At 72.8% G+C, this 21,826-nt stretch carries 22 protein-coding genes; 14 read left to right on the top strand and 8 right to left on the bottom strand.

The window, feature by feature from the left end:
* Positions 1-2 precede the first annotated feature (2 nt).
* The 4 genes from GKS42_RS25215 to GKS42_RS25230 are packed head-to-tail and all read left to right on the top strand — an operon-like array spanning position 3 to position 4,089.
* Positions 3-2,087: an ATP-binding protein gene (locus GKS42_RS25215; RefSeq protein WP_154796337.1), complete on the top strand. Its 2,085-nt coding sequence runs from the start codon at positions 3-5 to the stop codon at positions 2,085-2,087.
* Between the two features lie 42 nt (positions 2,088-2,129).
* Positions 2,130-2,750 carry a biotin transporter BioY gene (locus GKS42_RS25220; protein ID WP_154796338.1) on the top strand — a complete coding sequence of 207 codons (621 nt, stop codon included), beginning with the start codon at positions 2,130-2,132 and terminating at the stop codon, positions 2,748-2,750.
* A complete protein-coding gene (locus GKS42_RS25225) occupies positions 2,747-3,253 on the top strand; it encodes a MaoC family dehydratase (RefSeq protein WP_154796339.1) in 507 nt (168 codons plus the stop codon). The genes GKS42_RS25220 and GKS42_RS25225 overlap by 4 nt, the downstream gene beginning before the upstream one ends.
* Positions 3,250-4,089 (top strand): HpcH/HpaI aldolase/citrate lyase family protein, encoded by an 840-nt coding sequence (locus GKS42_RS25230; protein ID WP_232847842.1) that lies wholly within the window; start codon positions 3,250-3,252, stop codon positions 4,087-4,089. The genes GKS42_RS25225 and GKS42_RS25230 overlap by 4 nt, the downstream gene beginning before the upstream one ends.
* Before the next feature lie 27 nt (positions 4,090-4,116).
* Here GKS42_RS25230 and GKS42_RS25235 read toward each other — a convergent pair whose 3' ends face one another.
* Together GKS42_RS25235 and GKS42_RS25240 are read right to left on the bottom strand one after the other, a co-directional pair.
* A complete protein-coding gene (locus GKS42_RS25235) occupies positions 4,117-4,569 on the bottom strand; it encodes a SufE family protein (protein WP_154796340.1) in 453 nt (150 codons plus the stop codon).
* A 13-nt stretch (positions 4,570-4,582) separates the two neighbouring features.
* On the bottom strand, positions 4,583-5,482 hold the full coding sequence (locus GKS42_RS25240; protein ID WP_154796341.1) for a sulfurtransferase: 900 nt from the start codon (positions 5,480-5,482) through the stop codon (positions 4,583-4,585).
* Between the two features lie 210 nt (positions 5,483-5,692).
* On the opposite strand from GKS42_RS25240, the gene GKS42_RS25245 reads away from it, so the two are divergent.
* The 5 genes from GKS42_RS25245 to GKS42_RS25265 are packed head-to-tail and all read left to right on the top strand — an operon-like array spanning position 5,693 to position 9,778.
* Positions 5,693-6,406 carry an ABC transporter ATP-binding protein gene (locus tag GKS42_RS25245; protein ID WP_154796342.1) on the top strand — a complete coding sequence of 238 codons (714 nt, stop codon included), beginning with the start codon at positions 5,693-5,695 and terminating at the stop codon, positions 6,404-6,406.
* Positions 6,406-7,275, top strand: coding sequence for a hypothetical protein (locus GKS42_RS25250; RefSeq protein ID WP_154796343.1), 870 nt, complete (start codon positions 6,406-6,408; stop codon positions 7,273-7,275). The genes GKS42_RS25245 and GKS42_RS25250 overlap by 1 nt, the downstream gene beginning before the upstream one ends.
* 55 nt (positions 7,276-7,330) lie before the next feature.
* Positions 7,331-8,602 carry a sensor histidine kinase gene (locus tag GKS42_RS25255; RefSeq protein WP_154796344.1) on the top strand — a complete coding sequence of 424 codons (1,272 nt, stop codon included), beginning with the start codon at positions 7,331-7,333 and terminating at the stop codon, positions 8,600-8,602.
* A complete protein-coding gene (locus GKS42_RS25260) occupies positions 8,599-9,255 on the top strand; it encodes a response regulator transcription factor (RefSeq protein ID WP_154796345.1) in 657 nt (218 codons plus the stop codon). Before GKS42_RS25255 ends, GKS42_RS25260 begins: the two co-directional genes overlap by 4 nt.
* Positions 9,256-9,295: 40 nt before the next feature.
* Complete coding sequence (locus GKS42_RS25265) at positions 9,296-9,778, top strand: nucleoside deaminase (RefSeq protein ID WP_154796346.1); 483 nt, start codon at positions 9,296-9,298, stop codon at positions 9,776-9,778.
* Positions 9,779-9,861: 83 nt separating this feature from the next.
* On the opposite strand, the gene GKS42_RS25270 is transcribed toward GKS42_RS25265, so the two are convergent.
* Complete coding sequence (locus GKS42_RS25270; protein WP_154796347.1) at positions 9,862-10,737, bottom strand: SDR family oxidoreductase; 876 nt, start codon at positions 10,735-10,737, stop codon at positions 9,862-9,864.
* Positions 10,738-11,017: 280 nt separating this feature from the next.
* Here GKS42_RS25270 and GKS42_RS25275 point away from each other — a divergent pair, with 280 nt between their 5' ends.
* The gene (locus tag GKS42_RS25275; protein ID WP_154796348.1) at positions 11,018-11,410 is read left to right on the top strand and encodes a winged helix-turn-helix transcriptional regulator; all 393 of its coding nucleotides are present in this window, start codon (positions 11,018-11,020) and stop codon (positions 11,408-11,410) included.
* Positions 11,411-11,437: 27 nt separating this feature from the next.
* Here the strand turns inward: GKS42_RS25275 and GKS42_RS25280 are convergent, their stop codons facing one another.
* Positions 11,438-11,911, bottom strand: coding sequence for a VOC family protein (locus GKS42_RS25280; RefSeq protein WP_154796349.1), 474 nt, complete (start codon positions 11,909-11,911; stop codon positions 11,438-11,440).
* 206 nt (positions 11,912-12,117) lie between these two features.
* On the opposite strand from GKS42_RS25280, the gene GKS42_RS25285 reads away from it, so the two are divergent.
* Positions 12,118-14,445 carry a HelD family protein gene (locus GKS42_RS25285; RefSeq protein WP_210769269.1) on the top strand — a complete coding sequence of 776 codons (2,328 nt, stop codon included), beginning with the start codon at positions 12,118-12,120 and terminating at the stop codon, positions 14,443-14,445.
* 115 nt (positions 14,446-14,560) lie between these two features.
* Positions 14,561-15,919 (top strand): PA2928 family protein, encoded by a 1,359-nt coding sequence (locus GKS42_RS25290; RefSeq protein ID WP_154796350.1) that lies wholly within the window; start codon positions 14,561-14,563, stop codon positions 15,917-15,919.
* A gap of 68 nt (positions 15,920-15,987) precedes the next feature.
* On the opposite strand, the gene GKS42_RS25295 is transcribed toward GKS42_RS25290, so the two are convergent.
* From GKS42_RS25295 to GKS42_RS25305, 3 genes are read right to left on the bottom strand one after another with little or no spacing between them, the layout of a single operon-like run.
* On the bottom strand, positions 15,988-16,590 hold the full coding sequence (locus tag GKS42_RS25295; RefSeq protein ID WP_154796351.1) for a YdeI/OmpD-associated family protein: 603 nt from the start codon (positions 16,588-16,590) through the stop codon (positions 15,988-15,990).
* A 26-nt stretch (positions 16,591-16,616) separates the two neighbouring features.
* Positions 16,617-17,570 (bottom strand): hypothetical protein, encoded by a 954-nt coding sequence (locus GKS42_RS27000; RefSeq protein ID WP_154796352.1) that lies wholly within the window; start codon positions 17,568-17,570, stop codon positions 16,617-16,619.
* A 53-nt stretch (positions 17,571-17,623) separates the two neighbouring features.
* Positions 17,624-18,268 (bottom strand): LysE family translocator, encoded by a 645-nt coding sequence (locus tag GKS42_RS25305; RefSeq protein WP_154796353.1) that lies wholly within the window; start codon positions 18,266-18,268, stop codon positions 17,624-17,626.
* Between the two features lie 43 nt (positions 18,269-18,311).
* Here GKS42_RS25305 and GKS42_RS25310 point away from each other — a divergent pair, with 43 nt between their 5' ends.
* Entirely contained in the window at positions 18,312-19,121 is an 810-nt protein-coding gene (locus GKS42_RS25310) for an MBL fold metallo-hydrolase (protein ID WP_154796354.1), read from the top strand.
* 127 nt (positions 19,122-19,248) lie between these two features.
* Complete coding sequence (locus GKS42_RS25315; protein WP_154796355.1) at positions 19,249-19,890, top strand: NADPH-dependent F420 reductase; 642 nt, start codon at positions 19,249-19,251, stop codon at positions 19,888-19,890.
* A 31-nt stretch (positions 19,891-19,921) separates the two neighbouring features.
* Here GKS42_RS25315 and GKS42_RS25320 read toward each other — a convergent pair whose 3' ends face one another.
* Complete coding sequence (locus GKS42_RS25320; RefSeq protein WP_154796356.1) at positions 19,922-21,745, bottom strand: hypothetical protein; 1,824 nt, start codon at positions 21,743-21,745, stop codon at positions 19,922-19,924.
* Between the last annotated feature and the right edge of the window lie 81 nt (positions 21,746-21,826).

A 21,826-nucleotide genomic window follows, 5' to 3' on the forward strand; every position in this document is an offset into this window, starting at 1 on the left:
GCATGAGTTTCGGAACCCTCCTGGTCGCCAACCGGGGCGAGATCGCGGTGCGGGTCCTGCGCGCCGCCCGCGAGGCCGGGCTTCGGACCGTTGCGGTCTACTCCGACGCGGACCGAGACGCACCGCACGTGCGCGTCGCCGACACCGCGGTCAGGCTGGGCCCGCCACCAGCTGCCGAGTCCTACCTGTCGATCCCCGCCCTGATCGACGCCGCCGCCCGATCCGGAGCCGACGCGGTGCACCCCGGCTACGGCTTCCTCTCCGAACGCGCCGAGTTCGCGGCAGCCTGCCGCGACGCGGGTCTGGTGTTCGTAGGCCCCTCGCCCGAGGTGATCGACCTGATGGGCCGCAAGGACGAGGCGCGTCGGATCGCCGCGACGGCCGGTGTGCCGATGCTGCCCGCGGTCGAGGGCGCCGACGACGAGGCGCTCATGGCCGCCGCGCGCGCCGAGATCGGCTTCCCGCTCCTGGTCAAGGCCGTCTCGGGCGGGGGCGGCAAGGGCATGCGGATCGTCCGTGATGCGTCCGCGCTGCCCGCGGCCCTCGCCGCCGCTCGCCGCGAGGCGAAGGCAGCGTTCGGCGACGACTCGATGCTCATCGAGCGCTACGTCGAGCACGGCCGCCACATCGAGGTCCAGGTGCTCGCGGACTCCCATGGCAACGTGCTGCACCTGTTCGACCGGGATTGCTCGGTGCAGCGACGTCACCAGAAGGTCGTCGAGGAGGCCCCGGCGCCGACCATCAGCGCCGCCGTGCGGGAGAGTGTGACGAGCGCCGCGATCCGGCTCGCGACCGAGGTCGGATACGTGAATGCGGGCACCGTGGAGTTCCAGGTACAGGGCGAGGAGGCGTACTTCCTCGAGATGAACACCCGGCTCCAGGTCGAGCACCCCGTGACGGAGTTCGTCACCGGTATCGACCTGGTCGCCGAGCAGCTCCGCATCGCCCAGGGCGAGGCCCTGTCGTTCACCCAGGACCAGGTCACGGTCACCGGGCACGCCATCGAGGCCCGCGTCTACGCCGAGGACCCGGACGCCCAGTTCCTGCCGCAGGCCGGGTCCGCCCGGACGGTGCGCTGGTCCACGCGGGCACGGGTCGACGAAGCCCTCGCCAGCGGTCAGCAGGTCGGCACCTGGTACGACCCGATGCTCGCCAAGATCATCACCCACGCACCGACGCGCGAGGCCGCCCGCCGCCGGCTCGTCGAGGCGATCGACGACTCCGCAGTCGTCGGGCTCACCACGAACCTCGGGTTCCTGCGCCGCCTGGTCGCGAGCCCCGAGTTCACCGCAGCGGAGCTCGACACGGCCTGGCTGGACCGCGCCGACGCACCCTTCCCGGCTGAGTCATCCGACCTCGCACTTGTCGTGGCGGGGTGGCTGCTGGCCGACGGTACGCCTCCTGCGCACCCGTTCGTGGCGGGAGACGGCTGGCGCGACGGTGGACCGGCGGCCCCGGTCGTCCGCACCTTCGCCGTGGGCGGGGATCGGCGCGCGGTCCGGGTCGACCGGCGCGCACGCGAGGTGCACGTGGAGGACGTCCGCCCTCGAGACGCCGGCCGGTCCGGCCCGGGAGAACACGTCGGAGCGGGCGGCGCCCGGGTCGCGACCGTGCGCCCTATGCTCGCCCCGCCGGGCCGCGCCCGGCTGGAGATCGACGGCGTCGTGCACGAGGTGACGTACGAGCTCGACCAGGGGGCCGCCGTCGTCTGCCTGCACGGCCAGAACTACACGATCCGGCCTGCCGGCAGCCTGGCCCCGGAACACGCCGCGCCCACCGAGGACCTCGTCCGTGCACCGATGCCCGGCCTCGTCCTGGACGTCGTCGTCCTCCCGGGACAGGTCGTCACCAGAGGGACGCACCTCGGCGTGCTCGAAGCCATGAAGATGGAGGTGACGCTGACGGCGCCGCACGACGGCACCGTCAGCGCCGTCGCCGTGGTCCCCGGCGCCCAGGTCACGACCGGGCAGGAACTGTTCACCGTGACCGCCGGCGGCACCGACGCCGGCGGCACCGACGACCCTGGCACCAACGGCGGTGAGACGGACGACGCCGGCACTGTGGCGACCGGCGTACCTGCGCCATGATCGACCACGTCAACGCGTATCGCCCCCGAACGGAGAAACCGAATGTCGATGACCCTCAGTCCGCCCGTGCTGGGCGATCTGCTCCCCGCGACCCGCCTGCGTGACGCTGCCCTCGTCGTCGGCGGCGCCGCCACCGTCGCGCTGGTCGGCCAGATCTCCGTGCCGCTGCCGTTCACCCCGGTCCCACTGACGCTCGGGACGTTCGCCGCGCTCGCCGTCGGGGCCGCGCTGGGACCGGTCCGCGCCACGCTCAGCCTCGGCCTGTTCCTGGCTGCCGGGATCATCGGCGCGCCGGTGTTCGCCGGCTGGGGCTCCGGATGGGAGGCAGCCTCCTTCGGCTACGCGCTCGGCTACCTGCCGGCCGCCGCCCTCGCGGGCTGGCTGGCCGCCCGCGGCGCGGACCGCTCCGTGTGGCGTGCGGCCGCCATGTACGCGGCGGCGGGCGCGGTGATCTACCTGTTCGGGGTCCCGTGGCTCATGGTCGCGCTGGGGGTCGGCCTGCCCGAGGCGATCGCCCTGGGAGTGCTCCCGTTCCTCGTCGGCGACGCGCTCAAGGCGGCCGCGGTCGCCCTCCTGCTGCCCGGCACCTGGCGCCTCCTGGGCAGCCGCGCCGGATCGGACGACCTCGCCGACCCGGCTCCGCGGAGGTCGACCTCGACATGAGCGACCCGACCGAGCCGCGCGCCGTCGTGGTGCAGCGGGGCCTGTACTACGAGGAGTTCGACACGGGCGTGCTCTACCAGCACCGCCCGGGGCGCACCGTCACCGAGGCGGACAACGTGCTGTTCACGACCCTCACCATGAACACGCAGTCGCTGCACCTCGACGCCGCCTGGTCCGCGGGCCAGCCGTTCGGACAGCGCCTGGTGAACTCGATGTTCACGCTGGCCACCCTGGTGGGATCGTCGGTCGCCCAACTGACCCAGGGCACGATCGTGGCCAACCTCGGGTTCGAGGCGGTCACGTTCCCCCATCCGCTCTACCACGGCGACACCCTCTACTCGGAGACGCGGGTGCGCAGCAAGCGGCTCTCGTCCTCGCGCCCGGGCCAGGGCATCGTGACCCTTGAGCACACCGGCCGGAACCAGGACGGCACCATCGTCGCCACCGCCGTCAGGTCCACGCTGGTGTGGTGCGAGGACGCGATCGGCGAGGCCCCGCAGTGAGCCCGACAGTCCCCGAGAGCGGGACCGGCATCGCCTGGGGGCCGGCGCTGCTGTTCTGCCCGGCCGACCGGCCGGACCGATTCGCCAAGGCGGCCGAGCGGGCGGACGCCGTCATCCTGGACCTGGAGGACGCCGTCGCCCCGGAGCGCAAGGCGCAGGCCCGGGACGCACTGCGCGCGCACCCGCTCGACCCGACCCGCACGATCGTGAGGGTCAACGCCGTCGGCGGCCCGGAGTTCGAGGCCGACCTCGAGGCGGTCGTCGGCACCGACTACCGCACGGTCATGCTGGCCAAGGCGGAGTCGCCGGCGCAGGTCGCCCGGCTCGGCGGCTTCGAGGTGGTCGCCCTGTGCGAGACCGCACTCGGTGTGCTGGCGGCGCCCGAGATCGCGGCCGTTCCGGCGGTGCGCGCCCTGATGTGGGGCGCCGAGGATCTGCTGGCGTCCTTGGGCGGTACGTCGAGTCGAGCCGGCGACGGCGGCTACCGGGACGTCGCACGGGCGGCCCGTTCGGCGGTGCTACTTGCCGCGGGCGCGCACGGCAAGGCTGCGATCGACGCCGTGCATCTGGACATCGCCGATCTCGACGGGCTCGCGGCCGAGGCCGCGGACGCCAACGCGAGCGGCTTCAGCGCGACCGCCTGCATCCATCCCGGGCAGGTCGAGACGATCCGCGCGGCGTATCGCCCCGGCCCGGGTCAGGTCGCGTGGGCAAGGGAAGTCCTTGCGGCCGCGAGCGACCAGCCGGGAGTGTTCCGGCACAAGGGTCAGATGATCGACGAGCCGGTTCTGCGTCAGGCCCGCACGGTCCTGGCCCGGGTCGGCGAACCGGGCTGACGAGTTCGAGCCCTCACGACGGCCCGCTCAGATCCCGGACTTCTCCCGCACCTGCCGCTTGATGCGGCCGAGCATCCCGGCCATCCCACGCAGCCGCAGCGGGCTGACGGCCTCGGCGAGGCCGAGCCGGTCGGAGATGTCGTTCGGCACGGCCTGGACGTCTGCGGCGGTGAGCCCGTTCAGGCCCTCGTACAGGATGCCCGCGAAACCGCGGGTGGTCGGCGCCTCGGCCGGCGCCGAGAAGAACAGGTGCACCGGAGCGTCCGGGCCGCTGCCGTCCACCTCGACGACCAGGAAGATCGGGGACTGGCACTCCGGCACACCCTCGAGGAGCTCGGGGTGCGCGGCGTACCGCTCCGGCAGTTCCGGCAGACCGGTCGAGAACTCGAGCAGCAGCTGCAACCGGTCCGCCGTCGTGAGCGCATTGAAGTCGTCGACGATGCCCCTCAGGGCAGCCGTCAGGTCGGACGTGTCGGTCATGCAGCCAAGTCTGTCATGGAGCGGGAACGTCCCCGGGCTCCGCGCCACGGGCGATCGGCACCCGCACCGAGTTGCCCCACTCGGTCCAGGAACCGTCGTAGTTGCGGACGTTCGGGAAGCCCAGCAGGTGCTGCAGCACGAACCACGAGTGCGCGGAACGCTCGCCGATGCGGCAGTAGGCGATCACGGGCTCCGATGGGGTGAGGCCCTTCTCCTGACGGTAGATCGCGTCCAGGTCGGCGCGGGAGCGGAACGTGCCGTCCTCGTTCGCCGCCCTGGCCCACGGCACCGACTGCGCACCGGGGATGTGGCCGCCGCGCACGGTGCCCTCGTCCGGGTAGTCGGGCATGTGGGTGCGCTCGCCGGTGTACTCCGGCAGCGACCGGACGTCCACGAGCTGCCCACCGAGGAAGCCGAGCACGTCCTCCTTGAAGGCGCGCACGCCGTCGTCCTCGCGCTCGACGACCGGGTAGTCGACCGGCGCCGGGCTCGGCACGTCCGTGGTGAACTCGCGCCCCTCGGCCACCCACTTGGCCCGGCCGCCGTCGAGCAGGCGCACGTCCGGGTGGCCGAACAGCGCGAACACCCACAGCGCGTAGGCGGCCCACCAGTTGTTCTTGTCCCCGTAGATGACCACGGTGGTGTCCCGCGTGATGCCCTTGCCACCGAGGAGCTTGGCGAACCCCGCGCCGTCCACGTAGTCACGGGTGACCGCGTCGTTCAGGTCGAGGTGCCAGTCCACCTTCACGGCGCCCGGGATGTGCCCGGTCTCGTAGAGCAGCACGTCCTCGTCGCTCTCGACGACGGCGAGGCCCTCGTCACCGAGGTGATCCGCGAGCCACTGCGTGCTCACCAGCCGCTCCGGGTTGGCGTAGGCGGTGAACTTCGGGTCGTCGTCGAAGAGCAGCGACATCGTGAACTCCTTGCTCGGTGGGTTGTGTCCATCCTGACACCCGGCCCTCGGAGCGACCGAGACGGACTGCCCACGTCCACATAGTGGTCAGCGGTTGCGGCCGTCCGTCCCCCAAAGGTTGGCGCCCAGGTTCCCCCCTGCGCCAGACGATTCCGCACGCCGGCCCGGACAGGCTGGAGGCATCAACCACACCACCGCCGGAGGACCCCCATGCACGCGATCGAGATCACCGATCTCCACAAGTCGTACGGCCCCGTCGAAGCCCTGCGCGGCGTCAGCTTCACGGCCGCGGAGGGTCGCGTCGTCGGCCTCCTCGGCCCGAACGGCGCCGGCAAGTCCACGAGCGTCCACATCCTGCTCGGGCTCGCCCGGGCCACCTCGGGCACGGCCGCCATCGCGGGCAGCGCCTACTCCGACCTCGACCACCCGGCCCGCGTCGTCGGCGCCCTGCTCGACCAGGGCGGCCTGCACCGCGGCCGCAGCGGCCGCGACCACCTGCGCGTCCTCGCAGCCGCCGCCCACCTGCCCGAGGCGGCTGTCGCCGTCGCCCTGGAGAAGGTCGGCATGACCCGCGCCGCGGACCGACGCGTCGGCACCTACTCGCTCGGTATGCGCCAGCGGATCGGCCTGGCGGCTGCGCTGCTCGGCGAGCCCCGGATCCTCGTCCTAGACGAGCCCGCGAACGGGCTCGACCCGGCGGGCATGGCCTGGTTGCGCGGCATGCTGCGCTCCTTCGCCGACGGCGGGGGCACCGTCCTGCTTGCCTCTCACGTGCTCGCCGAGGTCGCCCAGGTGGCCGACGACCTCGTGGTCATCGGCGAGGGCCGCGTCCTCGCCGATGGCCCGCTCGCCGACGTGATGGCCGGCGACACCCTCGAGCATGCCTACCTCGACCTGACCGCCGCCTCCGAAGGGATGTTCTGATGTTCCGCTCCGAACTGCTCAAGCTCCGCACCACCAGGGCCGCCTGGATCGTCGCCGCGGTCGCGTGGATCGGGATGATCGCCGTGCAGGCCCTCACCGTCTCGCTGCCGCGCCTGGTCGAGTCCCTGGGGACCGGGTCGAGCGACCTCCCGCCCGACGTCGCGGCCGAGCTGATCCCGGACCTCTCCGCGCTCACGGACCTCGGCAGCCCGACCCTGCAACGCTCGATCCTCGACCTGCTCGCACTCGGGCCGGGCAGCTCGAACGTCGGCCTCACCGTGATGGCCATGCTCGTCCTCGGCGCCCTCATCGCCACCACCGACCTGCGCACCGGCGGCATCGTGCCGACCGCCCTGATCACCCCGTCCCGGCCCCGGATCCTCGCCGCGAAGGCCGCCGCCGGCGCCACCACAGCCGTCATCATCGGGGTCGGGCTGATCGTCCTGACCGCGCTCGGACTGTTCGTCGCCATCACCATCACCCCGGGTGCGGACCTGGCCCTCGCGCCGGGCGAGGTGCTCGGCATCTGGGGCCGCGGCCTGGCCGTCCTGGTCCTGTTCACATGGCTCGGTCAGGCGATCGGCACCCTCATCCGCGGACAGGTCGCCACCCTGATCACGGTCGGCGCCCTGATCATCGCCGAGCCGATCCTGCGCGGCATCGTCAGCTTCATCGGCGGTGGCGGCGCCGCCATCACGGACTGGCTGCCGCTCGGGCTCGGCTCACTCGCCTCGGTCGGCCCGGGCGCGGGCGTGCTCGCCGGACCGGCGAGCCTCGGGGCCCTCGGCGGGCTCGCGGCCTTGGCCGCGTGGGTGCTCGTGCTCGGCTTCGGTGGGCTGCAGAGCTTCCGGCGCCGCGACCTCGCGTGAGCCGAGGCACCGGACCTCACTACGCTGAGCCGATCGGATCGACGAGGGGGCTGAGGTGACCAACACGCTGCGCGCCCGCCTCCTCTCCCTGCGCCCGCGCACCGCCACCGGCCGCGACGTGGTCGTGGCCGGCGTGGTCGCGGCGCTGAACGTCATCGGGTTCGCCGGACTCGAGGTCCTCCTCGCCGGCGGAACGGCCGCAGAGCTCGGCCTGGACGTCGCGGCCATCACCGGGCCGGCCAGAGCGGGCGTGTACGCGCTCCTGGTGGCCCAGTCCGCCGCACTGATCCTGCGCCGCCGGGCGCCGGTGCTGTGCTTCGCGCTCGCCGTCCTCGCCCAGATCCTGATGACCCCGCTGCTACCGGACCTCGTCTCGATCCGCGGGCTCGCAACGCTGGTGGCTGCGTACGCGGTCGGCGCGTACGCACCTCGACGGGTCGCCGCGGTCGCCATCGGGGTCGGCGCCGTTGCCGAGGCGCTGCTCACCGTCGCGCTCGGCGGGCCGGACCCGATTCCCGACGGCGGACCTGCCGTCAACCTGTTGGCCTCGCTCGCGTCGGCGGTCGCCGTGTACGCGATCGCGTGCTTCATCGGGGTGTACGTCGGCACCCGCCGGCAGCTGCTCGCGTCATTGCGGGCGCAGGTGGACGCGGCGGCGGCCGAGCAGCAGAGCCGGGCCGAGCGGGCGGTGGCCGCCGAGCGGTCCAGGATCGCACGTGAGCTGCACGACGTGGCGGCCCACCACCTCTCCGGGATCGTGGTCCAGGCGGCCGCCGCGGAGCGTCTGATCGCGGCCGATCCGGACCGGGCCCGTGAGTCCATGCGGTGGATCCGGACCCAGGGCCGCCTGACCCTCGACAACCTCCGCCTCGTCGTCGGCCTGCTCCGCGGCGCCGACGGCGCCGAGCAGACCCCGCAACCCGGCCTGGCCGACCTCGACACCCTGATCGACGACGCCCGCACCGCGGGCGCCCGGGTCACCGACCGGGTCGACGGCGAGCCGTGGGACCTGGGGCCGACGGCGGAACTCACCCTGTACCGCGTGCTGCAGGAGGCGCTCTCGAACGCACGGCGCCACGCGCCCGGCCGCAGCATCGACATCCACCGCGAGTACACGCCGTCGGCCTGCGTGTTGACGGTCCGCAACCCCGCGCCCGGGCGGCCCGGCAGCGACGGCACCACCGGCGCGCCCGGCTCATCCGGGCACGGCCTGGTCGGGATGCGCGAACGCGCCCAGATGCTCCACGGCGAGCTCACCGCGGGCCACGTTGCCGGCGGCGCCTGGCAGATCCGGCTGACCATCCCCCGACCGGGAGGAACCTCATGACCACAGTGGTGCTCGTCGACGACCAGGCCGTGGTGCGGGCTGGATTCGAGGTGATCCTGCGCTCGGAGGGCATCGAGGTGGTCGGGCAGGCGGCCGGCGGCGTCGAGGGTGTGCGGATCGCTCGGGAGCTGCGCCCCGACGTGGTCTGCATGGACGTGCGGATGCCCGGCGGCGACGGGATCACCGCCACCCGCGCGCTCGCCGGGCCGGACGTCGCCGACCCGATCCCGGTGCTGGTGGTGACCACGTTCGACCTGGACGACTACGTGTTCGGCGCCCTCGAGGCCGGCGCGAGCGGGTTCCTGCTCAAGGACGCGGACCCGGACGTCCTGGTCGACGCGGTCCGGCGGGTGGCCTCCGGCGAGGGGCTGGTGGACCAGAGCCTGACCAGGCGGGTGCTGCGGGAGTTCGCCACGCGCCGGGCCGCGACCCCGCGCGACGTCGCGGCCGCCCGACTCCTGACGGCACGCGAGCACGACATCCTCGGACTCCTCTGCCGCGGCTCGTCGAACGCCGAGATCGCTGCCGCGCTGCACCTGGAGGCGAGCACGGTGAAGACGCACCTGTCCCGGATCATGACGAAGACGGACTCCCGGGACCGGGTGCAGCTGGTGGTCTGGGCCTACTCGAGAGGCATCGCCGAGCCGGCCTGACTCCTCCGTGCCGCCGGCCGTGTGTGTCAGGGTGGTGCGCATGATCTCCACCGACGATCTGACACGACTGCGCCGGTGCGTGAGCCTGGCGACCGAGGCCCTCGACGGCGGCGACGAGCCGTTCGGCTCCATCCTGGTGGACCGCCGCGGCACCGAGCTGTTCGCCGATCACAACCATGTCGCCGGCGGCGACCACACCCGCCACCCCGAGTTCGAGATCGCCCGCTGGGCGGCGGCGAACCTCGCGCCCGAGGCGCGCCGCACCGCCGTCGTCTACACCTCCGGTGAGCACTGCCCGATGTGCGCCGCAGCCCACGGCTGGGTGGGGCTCGGCAGGATCGTCTACGCCGCTTCCTCCGCCCAGCTCGCGGGCTGGCTCGCCGAGTGGGGTGTCGCGCCCGGACCCGTCGCGACGCTTCCGGTCACCGCCGTGGTCCCGACCGCTCAGACGGACGGCCCCGCCCCCGAGCTCGCCGACGAGATGCGCACGCTCTACCAGCGAGCGTTCCGCCCGGCCCTCTGAACGGATCGGGCCGGCCCTCCGCGCCCGCGGCGAGACGTGACGGCCGGGCCCAGCGTCACTGAACCCGGCCGCGGACGCGCCCGTCAGACCTTGGACGGCTCGACGGCGGCGGTCAGGCCGTCCAGCAGCGGCGTGGTCGGGCGGCCGATGAGCCGGGCGAGGTCGCCGCTCGTCTCGGCGAGCAGGCCGTCGCGGATGTTCGCGTCGAGACCGGCCACGAAGGAGGCGGTGCCGGCGTCCAGGCCGGCGCCGGTCAGGATCGCCTCGTGCTCGGCGGACGTGACGTTCCGGTAGCCGACCGGGCGCCCGATGACCTGCCCGACGGCGTCGGCGAGGGTCGCGTAGTCCCACGCCTCGTCGCCGCTGAGCTCGTACACGCCCGCCTGCGCGGGGTTCGCCGCGGCGTTGATCGCCGCCACCGCGGCCGCCTCGGCGAAGTCCGCGCGGGTCGCCGACGCGACCCGGCCGTCGCCGACACTGCCGAGGATCTCGCCGCTCTCGCGTGCCTGGTCGAGGTTGGCCACGTAGTTCTCGGTGTACCAGCCGTTGCGCAGGAACGTGGCGGGGATGCCGGCGGCGGCGATCAGCTCCTCGGTCGCCTTGTGCTCGGGAGCGAGCAGCACCGGCGTCGTGTCCGCGTGCAGGATGCTCGTGTACAGGAGATGCCGGACACCGGCCGCCGTCGCGGCGTCGATCACGGCGCCGTGCTGGCGTACCCGCTGGCCGACCTCGCTGCCGGAGACGAGCACGAGCACGTCCACACCGTCGAGCGCCGGCGCCAGGGTCTCGGGCCGGTCGTAGTCCGCCTCCCGAACGGCGACGCCACGGTCGGCGAGGTCGCCGGCGTTGGCGGGAGTGCGAACGGCGGCGACGACCTGGGACGGCTCGACGCCGCGCTCCAGCAGCGCCTCGACGATAAGACGGCCGAGGTGGCCGGTGGCTCCGGTGACAGCAATCATGTGGAAATCCTCCTGGGACATGGGTGGGGCGATCTGGGCGTGCTGTGATCTGGACAAGGCTGTGATCTGGACGGGCTGTGATCTGGACGGGCTGTGGTGCGGACGTGCTTCGATCCGGACCCGCTTCGATCTCGGCTCGCCGTGGTCCGAGCCTGCCCGCGGGCCATCGGTCCGATCGGGCTCGCCCATGCTTGCACTAACTTTTCGTTAGTGCAATGGAATCCACAGTGCGGTGTATCTCACAGTGCCAACGCAGCGCCGCCCGACTACGCTTGCCGGCATGTCCACCCAGCCCGACACCGGACCGTCCGCGGAGCTCATCGCCGACGTGTTCCAGCGCGGCTGCACCTCCCGCCACGTGCTCGAGACCGTCACCGGCCGCTGGGGCGTGCTGACCGTGGCCGGCCTGCGCGACGGCGCGATCCGGTTCAACGCGCTCCGGCGTCGCATCGACGGGGTCAGCGAGAAGATGCTCGCCCAGACCCTGCAGGCACTCGAGCGCGACGGGATCGTCATCCGCGAGGCAAGGGCGACGTTGCCCCCGCACGTCGAGTACCGGCTCTCCGAGCTCGGCGAGCGAATCGCGGACCGGCTCATCGGCCTCATCGAGGTGCTCGAGGACTCCGTTCCCGAGGTGAGTTCGGCGCAACGTGACTACGACGCCCGCGACTGACCCTGTTCGCCGGCGGTCAGCGCCCGCTCAGCCGTCGGCGGCGCGCTCCACCGCCGCGATGTCGATCTTGCGCATCAGGAGCATGGCCTCCATGGCCCGCCCGGCCCGCTCGGGATCGGGGTCGCCGAGCAGCTCCATCAGTCGCCTCGGCACCACCTGCCAGGAGACCCCGAACCGGTCCTTGAGCCAGGCGCACTGGCTCTCCTGGCCACCGTCCGCCGTGAGTGCGCCCCAGTAGTGGTCCACCTCGGCCTGATCCGCGCACTCGATGATGAACGAGATCGCCTCGGTGAACGCGAACGCGGGTCCCCCGTTCAGGCCCACGAACTGCTTGCCGTCGAGACTGAAGGCGACCGTCATCACCGTGCCCTCCGGCATCGGCGCCCCCGGTCCGTACCGCTCCACGTGGCCGATCGAGGAGTTCGGGAAGATCGACGTGTAGAGCTCCGCCGCCTCCTCGGCCCGGCTCTCGAACCAGAGATTCGGGGTGATGTTCGGCATGATGGGCGTCCTCACTGCTGGTACCTCCCGCACTCGGATCGCGATCCACGCGCAGGTGAACGGGTTCGCTCAACTGCGACAGACGCCGGCAGGTGCCCGAACTCATCGGTCCCCCAAGCAGCCCGACCCGACTTCCGCCGTCGGGAACAACCGCGCCGCCGCCGTCGTTGGTCAACGAGTCCACCCGACAGAACGGAAGGGGATCCGTGCCGTCCAACGCGATCAGGCTCGAACAGCAGTACCTGGATGGGCTCTACGCCCGAGTGGAGGAGTTGCGGGAGGAGACCCTGGCCGCGCTGACCGCCACCAACCTGGCCGGCGCCGACGGGCCGCGCGGCCTCGTCGACCGGGACGCGCACGCCGCCCGGCTGAGTGAGTGCCGCGCCGGCCTGGACCGGGCCGAGCACGGCCTGTGCTTCGGGCGCCTGGACCGCCGGGACGGTTCGGTGACCTACATCGGCCGGATGGGACTGCGGGACGCGGACCTGAACCCGTTGCTGGTCGACTGGCGCGCGCCCGTCGCCTCCGACTTCTACACGGCCACGGCCGCGTCCGGCACGGACGTGCAGCGGCGCCGGCACATCCGCACGACGGGCCGCACCGTCGTCGGTGTGAACGACGAGCTCCTCGACCTCGACCACGCCCCCGCCAGCGACCTGGTCGGCGAGGGCGCCCTGATGGAGGCCCTCACCGCGCACCGGACCGGTCGCATGGGGGACATCGTCGCCACCCTCCAGGGCGAGCAGGACGAGGTCATCCGCGCCGATGCCGACGGTGTCCTCGTGGTCCAGGGCGGGCCCGGCACGGGCAAGACCGCGGTCGCGTTGCACCGGGCGGCCTACCTGCTCTACACCTACCCGCGGATCGCCGAGCAGGGCGTCCTCGTGGTCGGCCCGAGCCCGGTCTTCCTCGCCTACATCGAGCAGGTGCTGCCCTCGCTCGGGGAGACCCAGGTGGTGCTCGCCACACCGAACACGGTGCTGCCGAGCACGACCGTGACGGCCACCGAGGACCCGGGCTCGGCCGTCGTCAAGGGCCACGTCGCGATGGCCGGTGTGGTCGCCTCTGCCGTGCGGGCACGGCAGGAGATGCCCGACGGCGTCGACGTCACCTTCTCGGGTGACGTGCTGCGGGTGACCGGTCCGGTCCTGGCCGGCGCGGCCGAGCAGGCCCGGCGCACCGGCCTCGGCCACAACCTGGCCCGGCTGGTCTTCGCCGAGGAGATCTGGTCCCACCTGACCGAACTCGTGCTCGACCGCGACCGGCAGCTCCTCGAGGACACCGAGCGCGGGTTCGAGGCGGAACTGCGCAGCGTCGACGCCGCCATCGCGAAGCAGGCCGACCGGCTGCCGTCGGCCGTCGAGGGCGCGGGCACCGAGGTCACGGGCACGGCCGGTGAGCACGAGGTGACCCATGTGCGCCGTGAGCTCGAACAGGATCTCGCCGTGGCCGCCGTCGTGGACCGGCTCTGGCCGGCGCTCACGCCGGAGGACCTCCTCGAGGACCTGTTCGAGCAGATCGCCGACCGCGCGGAGCTGGCACCCGACCTCACCGAGGCGGACCGGCGCGCCCTGGCCCGCGAGCGCGGGGCGGGGTGGAGCGCGGCGGACGTGCCGCTCCTGGACGAGGCCGCCGAGCTCCTCGGCGTCGATGACACCGTGACCGACGCACGGCTGAGCGCCCGCCGCCGGGAGGAACTGCGGTACGCCCAGCAGGTGCTCGCCGCGTCCGGCGTGAAGGGTGTCTCCGCCGAGGACCTGGCCGGCCGGTTCCGCGAGCGGGACTCCCGTTCCCTGGCCGAGCGGGCCGCGGCGGACCGGACCTGGGCGTACGGGCACCTGATCGTCGACGAGGCGCAGGAACTGTCCGCGATGCAGTGGCGGATGCTGCTGCGCCGGGTGCCCTCCGGCTCCCTGACGGTGGTGGGCGATGTCCACCAGACCTCCGCCGCGACGGGCACCACCTCCTGGGACACGCTCGCGGCGGCGCACCCCCGGCGCCGGTGGCGGCGGGTGGACCTGAGCGTCAGCTACCGCACGCCGCAGGCCGTGCTGGACGCGGCCGCCCCGGTGCTGCGGGCACTGGATCCGGACGCGCCCGCCCCGGTCGCGGCACGCGCCGGCGGCGAGGTCCCCTGGCGGGTGCGCTCGACGCCGGACACGGTGACCACGGACGTCGTCGGCCTCGCCCGAGCGGAACTGGACGCCCTCGACGGCGGACACCTCGCCGTCGTCGCTCCCGCGGCCCGGACCGGCGAGCTCGGCGGCGCGCTCGATGCCGCGCTCGAGGCGACCACCGTCTCGTTCGGCGCGGACCCGGAGCTGACGGCCGACGTGGTGGTGCTCACCCCGGAGCAGGCCAAGGGCCTGGAGTTCGACGGCGTCCTGGTGATCGACGTGGAGGCCGTCGCCTCCGGTCCTCGCGGCCTCGGGGCGCTGTACGTGGCGATGACCCGGCCGACGACGCGGCTCGGCCTGGTCCACCTCGGTCCGGTCCCGGAGGTGCTCGCGGGGTTGCCGGAGCGACCTCGCTGACCTCGCGTCGGGTCGGGCAACCTGAGATCGGTTGTGGTGACCCGACGTGATTGGGTCCGACCGTGGACGTGAGGGCATCGGGCCCGGCGCCACCCACCTGACCGAGGAGGGCACCATGTCGATCCCACGGATGAGCCAGCACAGCGGCCACCAGGGGCAGCAGACGCCCGTGCCCGGCTGGGGCACCACCGGGACCGGCGGCGGCTGGTCCGGGGCGAGCGGCGCGGGCGGGTACCCCTCGCCGTCGAGCAGTTTCGGTACGGCGGGCTCCGGCACGCCGGGCACCGAGCGGCCGAGGTCCGTCCTCGGGGACTTCGGCGACCCGGTGACGCCGCGCCGGCGCCGCCGGTTCCGGTTCGGCTGGCTCGGCGCGCTGCTGCCGATCCTGTTCGTCGGCTTCATGGTGATCGGCCTACCCCGGATCGCGATGAGCTCGACCAGCTCGAACGAGCTGCTGCCGGTCGGCGCGTTCACCCAGGTGAACGGGCGCGACGTGGTCCTGATGCCGTACGAGGCGGATGGCATCTGGATCTGGGACGACGTGTTCCAGATCCGGCTGGCCGCCGTCGACGTGGTGGCCGGCGAGCCGATCTGGGACGTGCAACTGAACGAGGACCTGATCGGAGCGGCCGGCGTGATCGCCGCCGGCAGCCAGTACCTGTACGTCGTCACCGACTACGGGCTCGAGATCCGATCCGTGGCCGACGCCCACCGGGAGGCCGGGCCGGACGACATCGAGGGCCTCGGGGCGGACTACCTCGCCGCATACGCCGCCTACGGGTACGACCGGAACCTGAACGCGATCATCATCCTCACCAGCCTCGGCGAGTACCGCACCCTGCCCGTGGACAGCCTCACCGCGACCCCGTCCGACGCCCCGACCATCAACGCCTGGCAGTTCTCCGTGTTCGCGGACTCGAGCGGTTCCTGGATGTATCTGGACTCCGACTGGGACGACACCACGGACTCGGCGGTCGTCGGCGAGAGCCGGTTCGACTACGGCCCGCTGTCCCCTGGGGTTCCCGGCGGCACGGTCCGGCTGACCGGGCCGAGCGGCACCGTCGAGCTGCCCGGACCCATCTACAACGGGGAGTTCCTGCTCGAGGTGACGAAGACCCCGGCCGGCCTGCTGAGCCCTGAGCAGCGTGAGCAGATGCCGACGTCGAGCGACCGGAGCTATCTGAGCTACGCCCCGGCCGGTGCGCCTGGCGGACTCGTGCTGCTGCAGAGCACGGTGACGGCCAACGGTGACGAGTACCGGTTGGACGTCCTCGACGCGGCCACCGGAACGGTCGTCGGCTCCACGCCGATGGGCGAGCGGGCGACCCGGGTGATGACGGCGCCCGGTGGCACCATCGTCGTGGTCGCCTCGAACGACGACCACTACGCCGACTCGTTCGTGCTGATCGCCCCTGACGGCACCGTCAGCCTGGTCGAGGTGGGCGTGCCCGACCTGTTCGGCCGCAGGGCCTGACCGGGCCCCTGCCTGACGCCGTCCGGGCCGGTCGGGCACCGGATCGGTTGCCCGTGGCCCGGAGCCCGCTACTCGGGCTCGGCCGGACGCCGCTTCTGCGGGTAGAAGGTCTCGCCCCGGGCGAGCATCGCCACGAACTCCCCGATCTTGCGGGTCCTGGTCTCCTCGCGCTTCACGGCGCCAAGGCGGTGGATCAGCGCGAACCTGTTGGCAGACGTGAGCACCTCGAACATCGCCTGGGCCGCGGCGTCTGCGGCGATCGCCTCGACCAGATCCGCCGGCACCACCGCGGTGGCGGGCCCGGCGTAGGCGGCCTCCCAGCGGCCGTCGGCCTGCGCGGCCTCGACGGCGGCCCGACCGGCCGGCTGCATCCGCCCCTCCTGCTCCAGCCGGGCCACCCGCGCGACATTCACCGCCGACCACCTGCTGCGCGAGCTCCGCGGGGTCATCCGCTGCGCCGAGGTGGCCTCGTCACGCCGGGCTGCCTGGCCGTCGATCCAGCCGTAGCACAGCGCCTCCTCGACGGCGGCGGCGTACGTCAGCGCCGTGGCGTCGCCGCCCTTCTTGCCCAGGCGCAACCAGACACCGGGCGAGGAGTCGTGGTTCGTGGCCAACCAGTCGCGCCAGGCCGCGGCGTCGGGCAGCAGGAGATCGGGAAGTTCGGTGGCCATCGTGCTCGCTTCCGTGCGTGGACCGCCTAGCCGGCGGTGGGCCGGCGGCGTTGCCGTGCCGACTCGGGGTCGATGAGGGACTCGACGGTCGGATCCTGAGGGTCCTGCCCGGACAGGTTGCCGAGGTCGAGGGGACTCGTGCCGCCACCGGCGGGCGCCGCGTCGAGGGCGCCGGCGATGCGCTGCTCCATCGCGTCCATGGCGACGTCCGGGAGGACGATCAGCCCTTCCAGCTCGCTCTTGGCGCGCCGGTAGGCGACCTGCCGCTCGGCGTGCGTGGCTCCGTTGTCGTCCGCGATCGCGATGAGTTTGCGCGCCCGCGCCAGGGACGACCGCTCGGACTCGCTGAAGTCCGAGCGCCGGCGTCGCTTCGCCTCCCGCTCGGCGACGTCGAAGGCGACCTCGAACGTGCGGACGGCCTCGCGGTACTCCGCGAGCCGGACGGGATCCCTGAGTTCCTCGGGCTTCGCCGGGTCCTCCGGCCGGAGGAAGTCCGCGTCCCGCTTGGCCCGGTGGAAGTCCACGGTCAGTGGCTCGCGCATGTCCGACATCAGCGGGAAGTCGATGAGTTTGGCGACGTCGAGCTCGTAGTCCAGCCAGCGCCGGTTCACGTCGTCGTGCGCGGTGACGATCCGGTCGACGTCGCGCTGGAACACCACGGCCGGGTTCGCACGTCCCACCCCGGCCACACCCGCCGCGCCGGCCGCCTGCCCACCGGCCGCCACGCCCGCGCCGTGACCCGCGTGTCCCTGCCCGTGCCCGCCTTGACCCTGCCCGCCTTGACCCTGCCCGCCCTGACCCTGACCAGCCGGCCCGACCTGCCCGTGCCGGATCCGCTCCAGTTCGAGCTCCTGCTGGTAGCGCTCGTGCCGTCGTCTCTCATCCCACTTCTGGGCGCCCTTGACCCAGCCGCCCACGATGCCGGCCAACGGGAAGGCCAACCACCAGAACGAGCCGATGAAGTCCCAGAACTGTTCCACCCGCTCAAGCCTACTTGTCCACAGCCACGGCGGACACGGGCCGAGCGGTGGGATCAGGCGTTCGCGGGCGCCGGCGCAGCCAGAGCGAGTTTGACCCCGACGGCGCCCAGCAGCGTCCCGGTCACCCGACGCTGCCACGCCATCCAGGTCGGCCGACCCGCGAGGAACGCCGCGATGCCGCCGGCGGCGAGCACGATCGCCGTGTTCACCACGGCGCTGACCGTGATCTGCACGCCGCCCAGCACGAAGGCCTGGGCCATCGCGGCGCCACGGGACGGGTCCACGAACTGCGGGACCAGGGCGAGGTACATGATGGCCGCCTTCGGGTTCAGCAGGTTCGTGACGAGGCCCATCCGGAACAGCCTGGACCGGGAGTCCCTCGGCAGGGTGACGGTCTCGAACGGGGACCGCCCGCCCGGGCGCAGGGTCTTCCAGGCGAGGTGGAGCAGGTACGCGGCGCCGACCAGCTTCAGCCCGACGAACAGGCCAGGCACCAGCACGAACACCGCGGACAGGCCCACGTTGGCCATCGTCATGTAGACGACGAAACCGACCATCGTCCCGCCAAGTGAGACCATGCCGGCGCGCCACCCCTGCCCGATGCTGCGGGAGATGAGGTAGATCATGTTCGGACCCGGCGTGAGTACCATGCCGAGTGCCACCAGGGCCATGTCGAGAACCGCTGTCGTGGTCACCACCGCGTCAGCGTAGATCGGCCGGTCCCTTCGAGAAAGGAACGCCATGGTGATCTGCGCGACCTGCGCCGTCGAGTACGACGAGCCGGCGCCCGATGTCTGTCCGATCTGCGCGGACGAGCGGCAGTGGGTGCCGGCGGACGGCCAGCACTGGACCAGCCTCGCCGAACTGGCCGCGGCCGGGCAGCACCTCACCTGGACCGAGACCGAACCGGGCCTGGTCAGCATCGCCACCGACCCGAGGGTCGGCATCGGGCAGACGGCGCAACTGGTCACCACGCCAGAGGGCTCGCTGCTGTGGGATCCCACCGGATACCTGGACGCCGAGACGGTGGCCCGGGTGCGCGAGCGCGGCCCGGTCCTGGCGATCGCGGCCAGCCACCCGCACATGTTCGGGGTGCAGGTCGACTGGGCCCGGGCCCTGGACGCGCCGGTGCTCGTCAACGAGGCGGACGCGCAGTGGCTCGGTCGCCGCGACGACCGGATCGAGTTCTGGTCGGGCGAGCGGGTGATCACCGACTCGCTCACGCTGCATCAGGTCGGCGGCCACTTCGTCGGCAGCGCGGTGGCCCTGTGGGCCGACGGCGCGGACGGGCGCGGTGTCCTGCTCACCGGGGACTCGGTGTTCCCGAACCCGGACCGCACCTCGATCGGGTTCCTGCGCAGCTACCCGAACAAGATCCCGCTCTCGGGTGCGGTGGTGGAGCGACTCACGACGGCGCTCGAGACGCTGACCTTCGACCGGCTCATCGGCAACTTCGACAATCGGATCGACACCGACGCCCGAACCGTCCTGCGCCGCAGCGCCGACCGGCACATCGCCTGGGTGCGCGGCGACTTCGACCACCTCACCTAGCGGTCCAGCTCCCGCGGGTACGGGCCGGTCGCGTCGGCGTCACCGCCGCCGCGATCTCACATCGCGGACTTGTCCGAGAACTGCGCGAGCGCCGGAATGTTTGGCTCGACCGGACGTTGGGACAGGCATGACAACGATCGGAATCATCGGGGCAGGCAACATCGGCAGCAACGTGGCGCGCGCGGTGATCGAGTCGGGCCACGACGTCGTGATCGCGAACTCCCGCGACCCGCAGACCCTGGCCGGCCTGGTCGACGACCTGGGGCCGCGGGCGCGGGCGGGAACAGCCGCCGAAGCGGCGGGGGCCGGCGAGGTCGTCGTGGTCACGGTGCCGCTGCACGCGATCGACCAGATCCCCGTCGAGCCCCTCGCGGGCAAGATCGTGCTCGACACCAACAACTACTACTACGAACGCGACGGCCAGATCGAGTCGCTCGACGATGGTGAGGCGACGACCTCCGGCCTGCTCCAGCAGCACCTGCCGACGTCCAGGGTCGTCAAGGCGTTCAACCACATCGTCGCCGACCAGATCAACACCGACGGCACCCCCGCCGGCACCCCGAACCGGCGTGCGCTCGCCACCGCCAGCGACTTTCCCGAAGCGGTCGAGTTCGTCACCGCGCTCTACGACCAGCTCGGCTTCGACACCGTGGACATCGGGTCGCTCGACGAGTCCTGGCGCGTCGAGCGGGACCGCCCCGCCTACGTGGTGCGGCAGAACGCCATCGAGCTCGCCGAGAACCTCACCAAGGCGAACCGGCTGCCCTGACCGCGGCGGCGCGCGCCGGGCGACGCACCGCTCACAGACCCGCCGCCACGGCCGCCCCGGCGCGCAACCACGCGCGCTGGGTGGCCGGGGCGAGCGAGTCGAACCGCAGCACGGACTCGACCATGGCCCGGTCGTACGGGATGGTGACCGTCTCGCGGACCCAGCCGGTGAAGCCCTTGGCGATGTCCGAGGCAGCGGGCTTGGTGTCCTTCTCGCGGGCCTGGGAGACCACCACGACGGCGCCGCGTGCGAGCTCCGCGGACCGGCCGCCGCGGGCGACGAGCTCCTCGAGCAGGAGCGCACCCGCCTCGGCGTGTTCGGGCTTGGCGATGCTGGCGACCACGAGCTGGTCGGCCTTGTCGATCATCCGCAGCCAGTTCTCGGCGGACTCGTCGTTGCCTGAGTCGACGAACACGAGCCGGTAGTAGCGGCCGGCGACGTCGTGGATCGCGTCCACGTCCGGTGCGCTGATCCGGGTCTCGGAGGACAGCAGGTTCGGGTTCGAGCGGAGTACGTCGTACTTGTCCGCGGGCTGGTGGTGCACGTAGTGGGAGATGTCCCCCGCCTTCGCGCCCGGGGAGAGCAGGTTGTCCACCTCGGGCAACAGGTCGAGCACCGTCGCATCGTGCGGACCCTGGTCGGTGCGCCAGCCGAGCGTGCCGCGGGTGACGTTGTTGTCCCAGGCGAGCGTGGCGGCCCCGGAGTTGCGCGCGAACACGGCGGCGAGCAGGGCCGTGGTGGGGGTCTTGTTCGCCCCGCCCTTGCCGTTCACGATGGCGATCGTGCGCACCCCCGGCCAGTGCTGGGAGACGGTGTTGCGGTCGGACCGCTCGGAGCGTTCGGCGGCGCTCGGAGCCGTCTTGATGCCGGCTCGGGCGAGGACACCGCGCAGCCCGGTGCTGGCCGGCGCCTCGACCTGCTCCTGGGTGAGGAAGGACTCACGCAGCTGGCGCCGGGTCAGCGCGGGCTCGCCGGTCTGCTGCGGATACGCCGGCCCCGCGTTCTGCGGCGGGTACGCCGGGCCTGCCGGCTGCGGCACGGACGCGGAGCCGCCCGACTGCGGCGGGTACGCCGGGCCGCCGGGCTGCGGGGCGGACGGTGAGAACGAAGGCATGGACGACGGCGACTGCCCAGGAGCAGGGAACGGCGCCTGGCGGGCGGGTTGCGTCGGGTACGAGCCGGGCTGAGCCCGGTGCGGGCTCGGCGGCAGTTGCTCGGCCGCCGGTTCGGCGGGTCGAGGTGGCGGCGCCCAGTGGTCCGGCGCCGCCGGGGCCCGACCTGCCGGAGCCTGCGTCGCGGGTGCGTGCGGTTCTGCCGGTACAGCCGGCGCTGCCAGTTCAGCCGGCGCTGCCGGTGTGGGCGGTTCTGCTCGCGCTGCCGGTTCAGCCGGTTCAGGTCGCACTGCCGGTGTGGGCGGTTCAGCTCGCGCTGCCGGGTCGGCGAACGCGGCCGGCTCCGCCGCGTCGGACCGTTCGGCCGGCTCGGGCGCGGACTCCTGGGTCGCCGGCCCGGCCGGGGGCCGGACCCGGGTCATCACGGTGGCGTCCGACTGCGGGTCGTGGATGAGCGCACTCGGCTCGGGCGCCTGGTCGCGGCTCGCCCGCTCGTCGACGCTGCCGTCGGGGTGCACAGCGAGCTCGAAGCGTCCCTCCGGCTCACTCACGTGCACGAGCACGGCGCGGCCGAGGACGTCCCGGGCCCGTTGGGCGACGTAGGTGGTGACGTCCCGCCGGGCGCCGGGCAGGGATCCGCTGCGCAGGTAGTGGGGTACGCCGTCGAAGATCACCTCGGCCACGCCGTCGGGGTCGATCGTCGCCGACACCCGAGGGTGCGGCGGGACGTTGTCGAAATTCATCGGTGCTCCTCGGCGGTCGCTCTCCCCCGGTCTGCCGGGATCCGCGGGCCCGGTAGGCGGTCATTCGGCTCCCACCCTATG

Source organism: Occultella kanbiaonis, assembly GCF_009708215.1.
Lineage (GTDB): Bacteria > Actinomycetota > Actinomycetes > Actinomycetales > Beutenbergiaceae > Occultella > Occultella kanbiaonis.

What these genes read in the sequence shown, in the direction of transcription:
- GKS42_RS25250 (WP_154796343.1), top strand. Translation starts at nt 6,406, where the DNA reads ATGTTCCGCTCCGAACTGCTCAAGCTCCGCACCACCAGGGCCGCCTGG.
- GKS42_RS25270 (WP_154796347.1), bottom strand. Translation starts at nt 10,737, where the DNA reads ATGATTGCTGTCACCGGAGCCACCGGCCACCTCGGCCGTCTTATCGTC.
- GKS42_RS25290 (WP_154796350.1), top strand. Translation starts at nt 14,561, where the DNA reads ATGTCGATCCCACGGATGAGCCAGCACAGCGGCCACCAGGGGCAGCAG.
- GKS42_RS25275 (WP_154796348.1), top strand. Translation starts at nt 11,018, where the DNA reads ATGTCCACCCAGCCCGACACCGGACCGTCCGCGGAGCTCATCGCCGAC.
- GKS42_RS25315 (WP_154796355.1), top strand. Translation starts at nt 19,249, where the DNA reads ATGACAACGATCGGAATCATCGGGGCAGGCAACATCGGCAGCAACGTG.
- GKS42_RS25240 (WP_154796341.1), bottom strand. Translation starts at nt 5,482, where the DNA reads ATGTCGCTGCTCTTCGACGACGACCCGAAGTTCACCGCCTACGCCAAC.
- GKS42_RS25215 (WP_154796337.1), top strand. Translation starts at nt 3, where the DNA reads ATGAGTTTCGGAACCCTCCTGGTCGCCAACCGGGGCGAGATCGCGGTG.
- GKS42_RS25265 (WP_154796346.1), top strand. Translation starts at nt 9,296, where the DNA reads ATGATCTCCACCGACGATCTGACACGACTGCGCCGGTGCGTGAGCCTG.
- GKS42_RS25310 (WP_154796354.1), top strand. Translation starts at nt 18,312, where the DNA reads ATGGTGATCTGCGCGACCTGCGCCGTCGAGTACGACGAGCCGGCGCCC.
- GKS42_RS25225 (WP_154796339.1), top strand. Translation starts at nt 2,747, where the DNA reads ATGAGCGACCCGACCGAGCCGCGCGCCGTCGTGGTGCAGCGGGGCCTG.
- GKS42_RS25245 (WP_154796342.1), top strand. Translation starts at nt 5,693, where the DNA reads ATGCACGCGATCGAGATCACCGATCTCCACAAGTCGTACGGCCCCGTC.
- GKS42_RS25295 (WP_154796351.1), bottom strand. Translation starts at nt 16,590, where the DNA reads ATGGCCACCGAACTTCCCGATCTCCTGCTGCCCGACGCCGCGGCCTGG.
- GKS42_RS25320 (WP_154796356.1), bottom strand. Translation starts at nt 21,745, where the DNA reads ATGAATTTCGACAACGTCCCGCCGCACCCTCGGGTGTCGGCGACGATC.
- GKS42_RS25220 (WP_154796338.1), top strand. Translation starts at nt 2,130, where the DNA reads ATGTCGATGACCCTCAGTCCGCCCGTGCTGGGCGATCTGCTCCCCGCG.
- GKS42_RS25280 (WP_154796349.1), bottom strand. Translation starts at nt 11,911, where the DNA reads ATGCCGAACATCACCCCGAATCTCTGGTTCGAGAGCCGGGCCGAGGAG.
- GKS42_RS25260 (WP_154796345.1), top strand. Translation starts at nt 8,599, where the DNA reads ATGACCACAGTGGTGCTCGTCGACGACCAGGCCGTGGTGCGGGCTGGA.
- GKS42_RS25235 (WP_154796340.1), bottom strand. Translation starts at nt 4,569, where the DNA reads ATGACCGACACGTCCGACCTGACGGCTGCCCTGAGGGGCATCGTCGAC.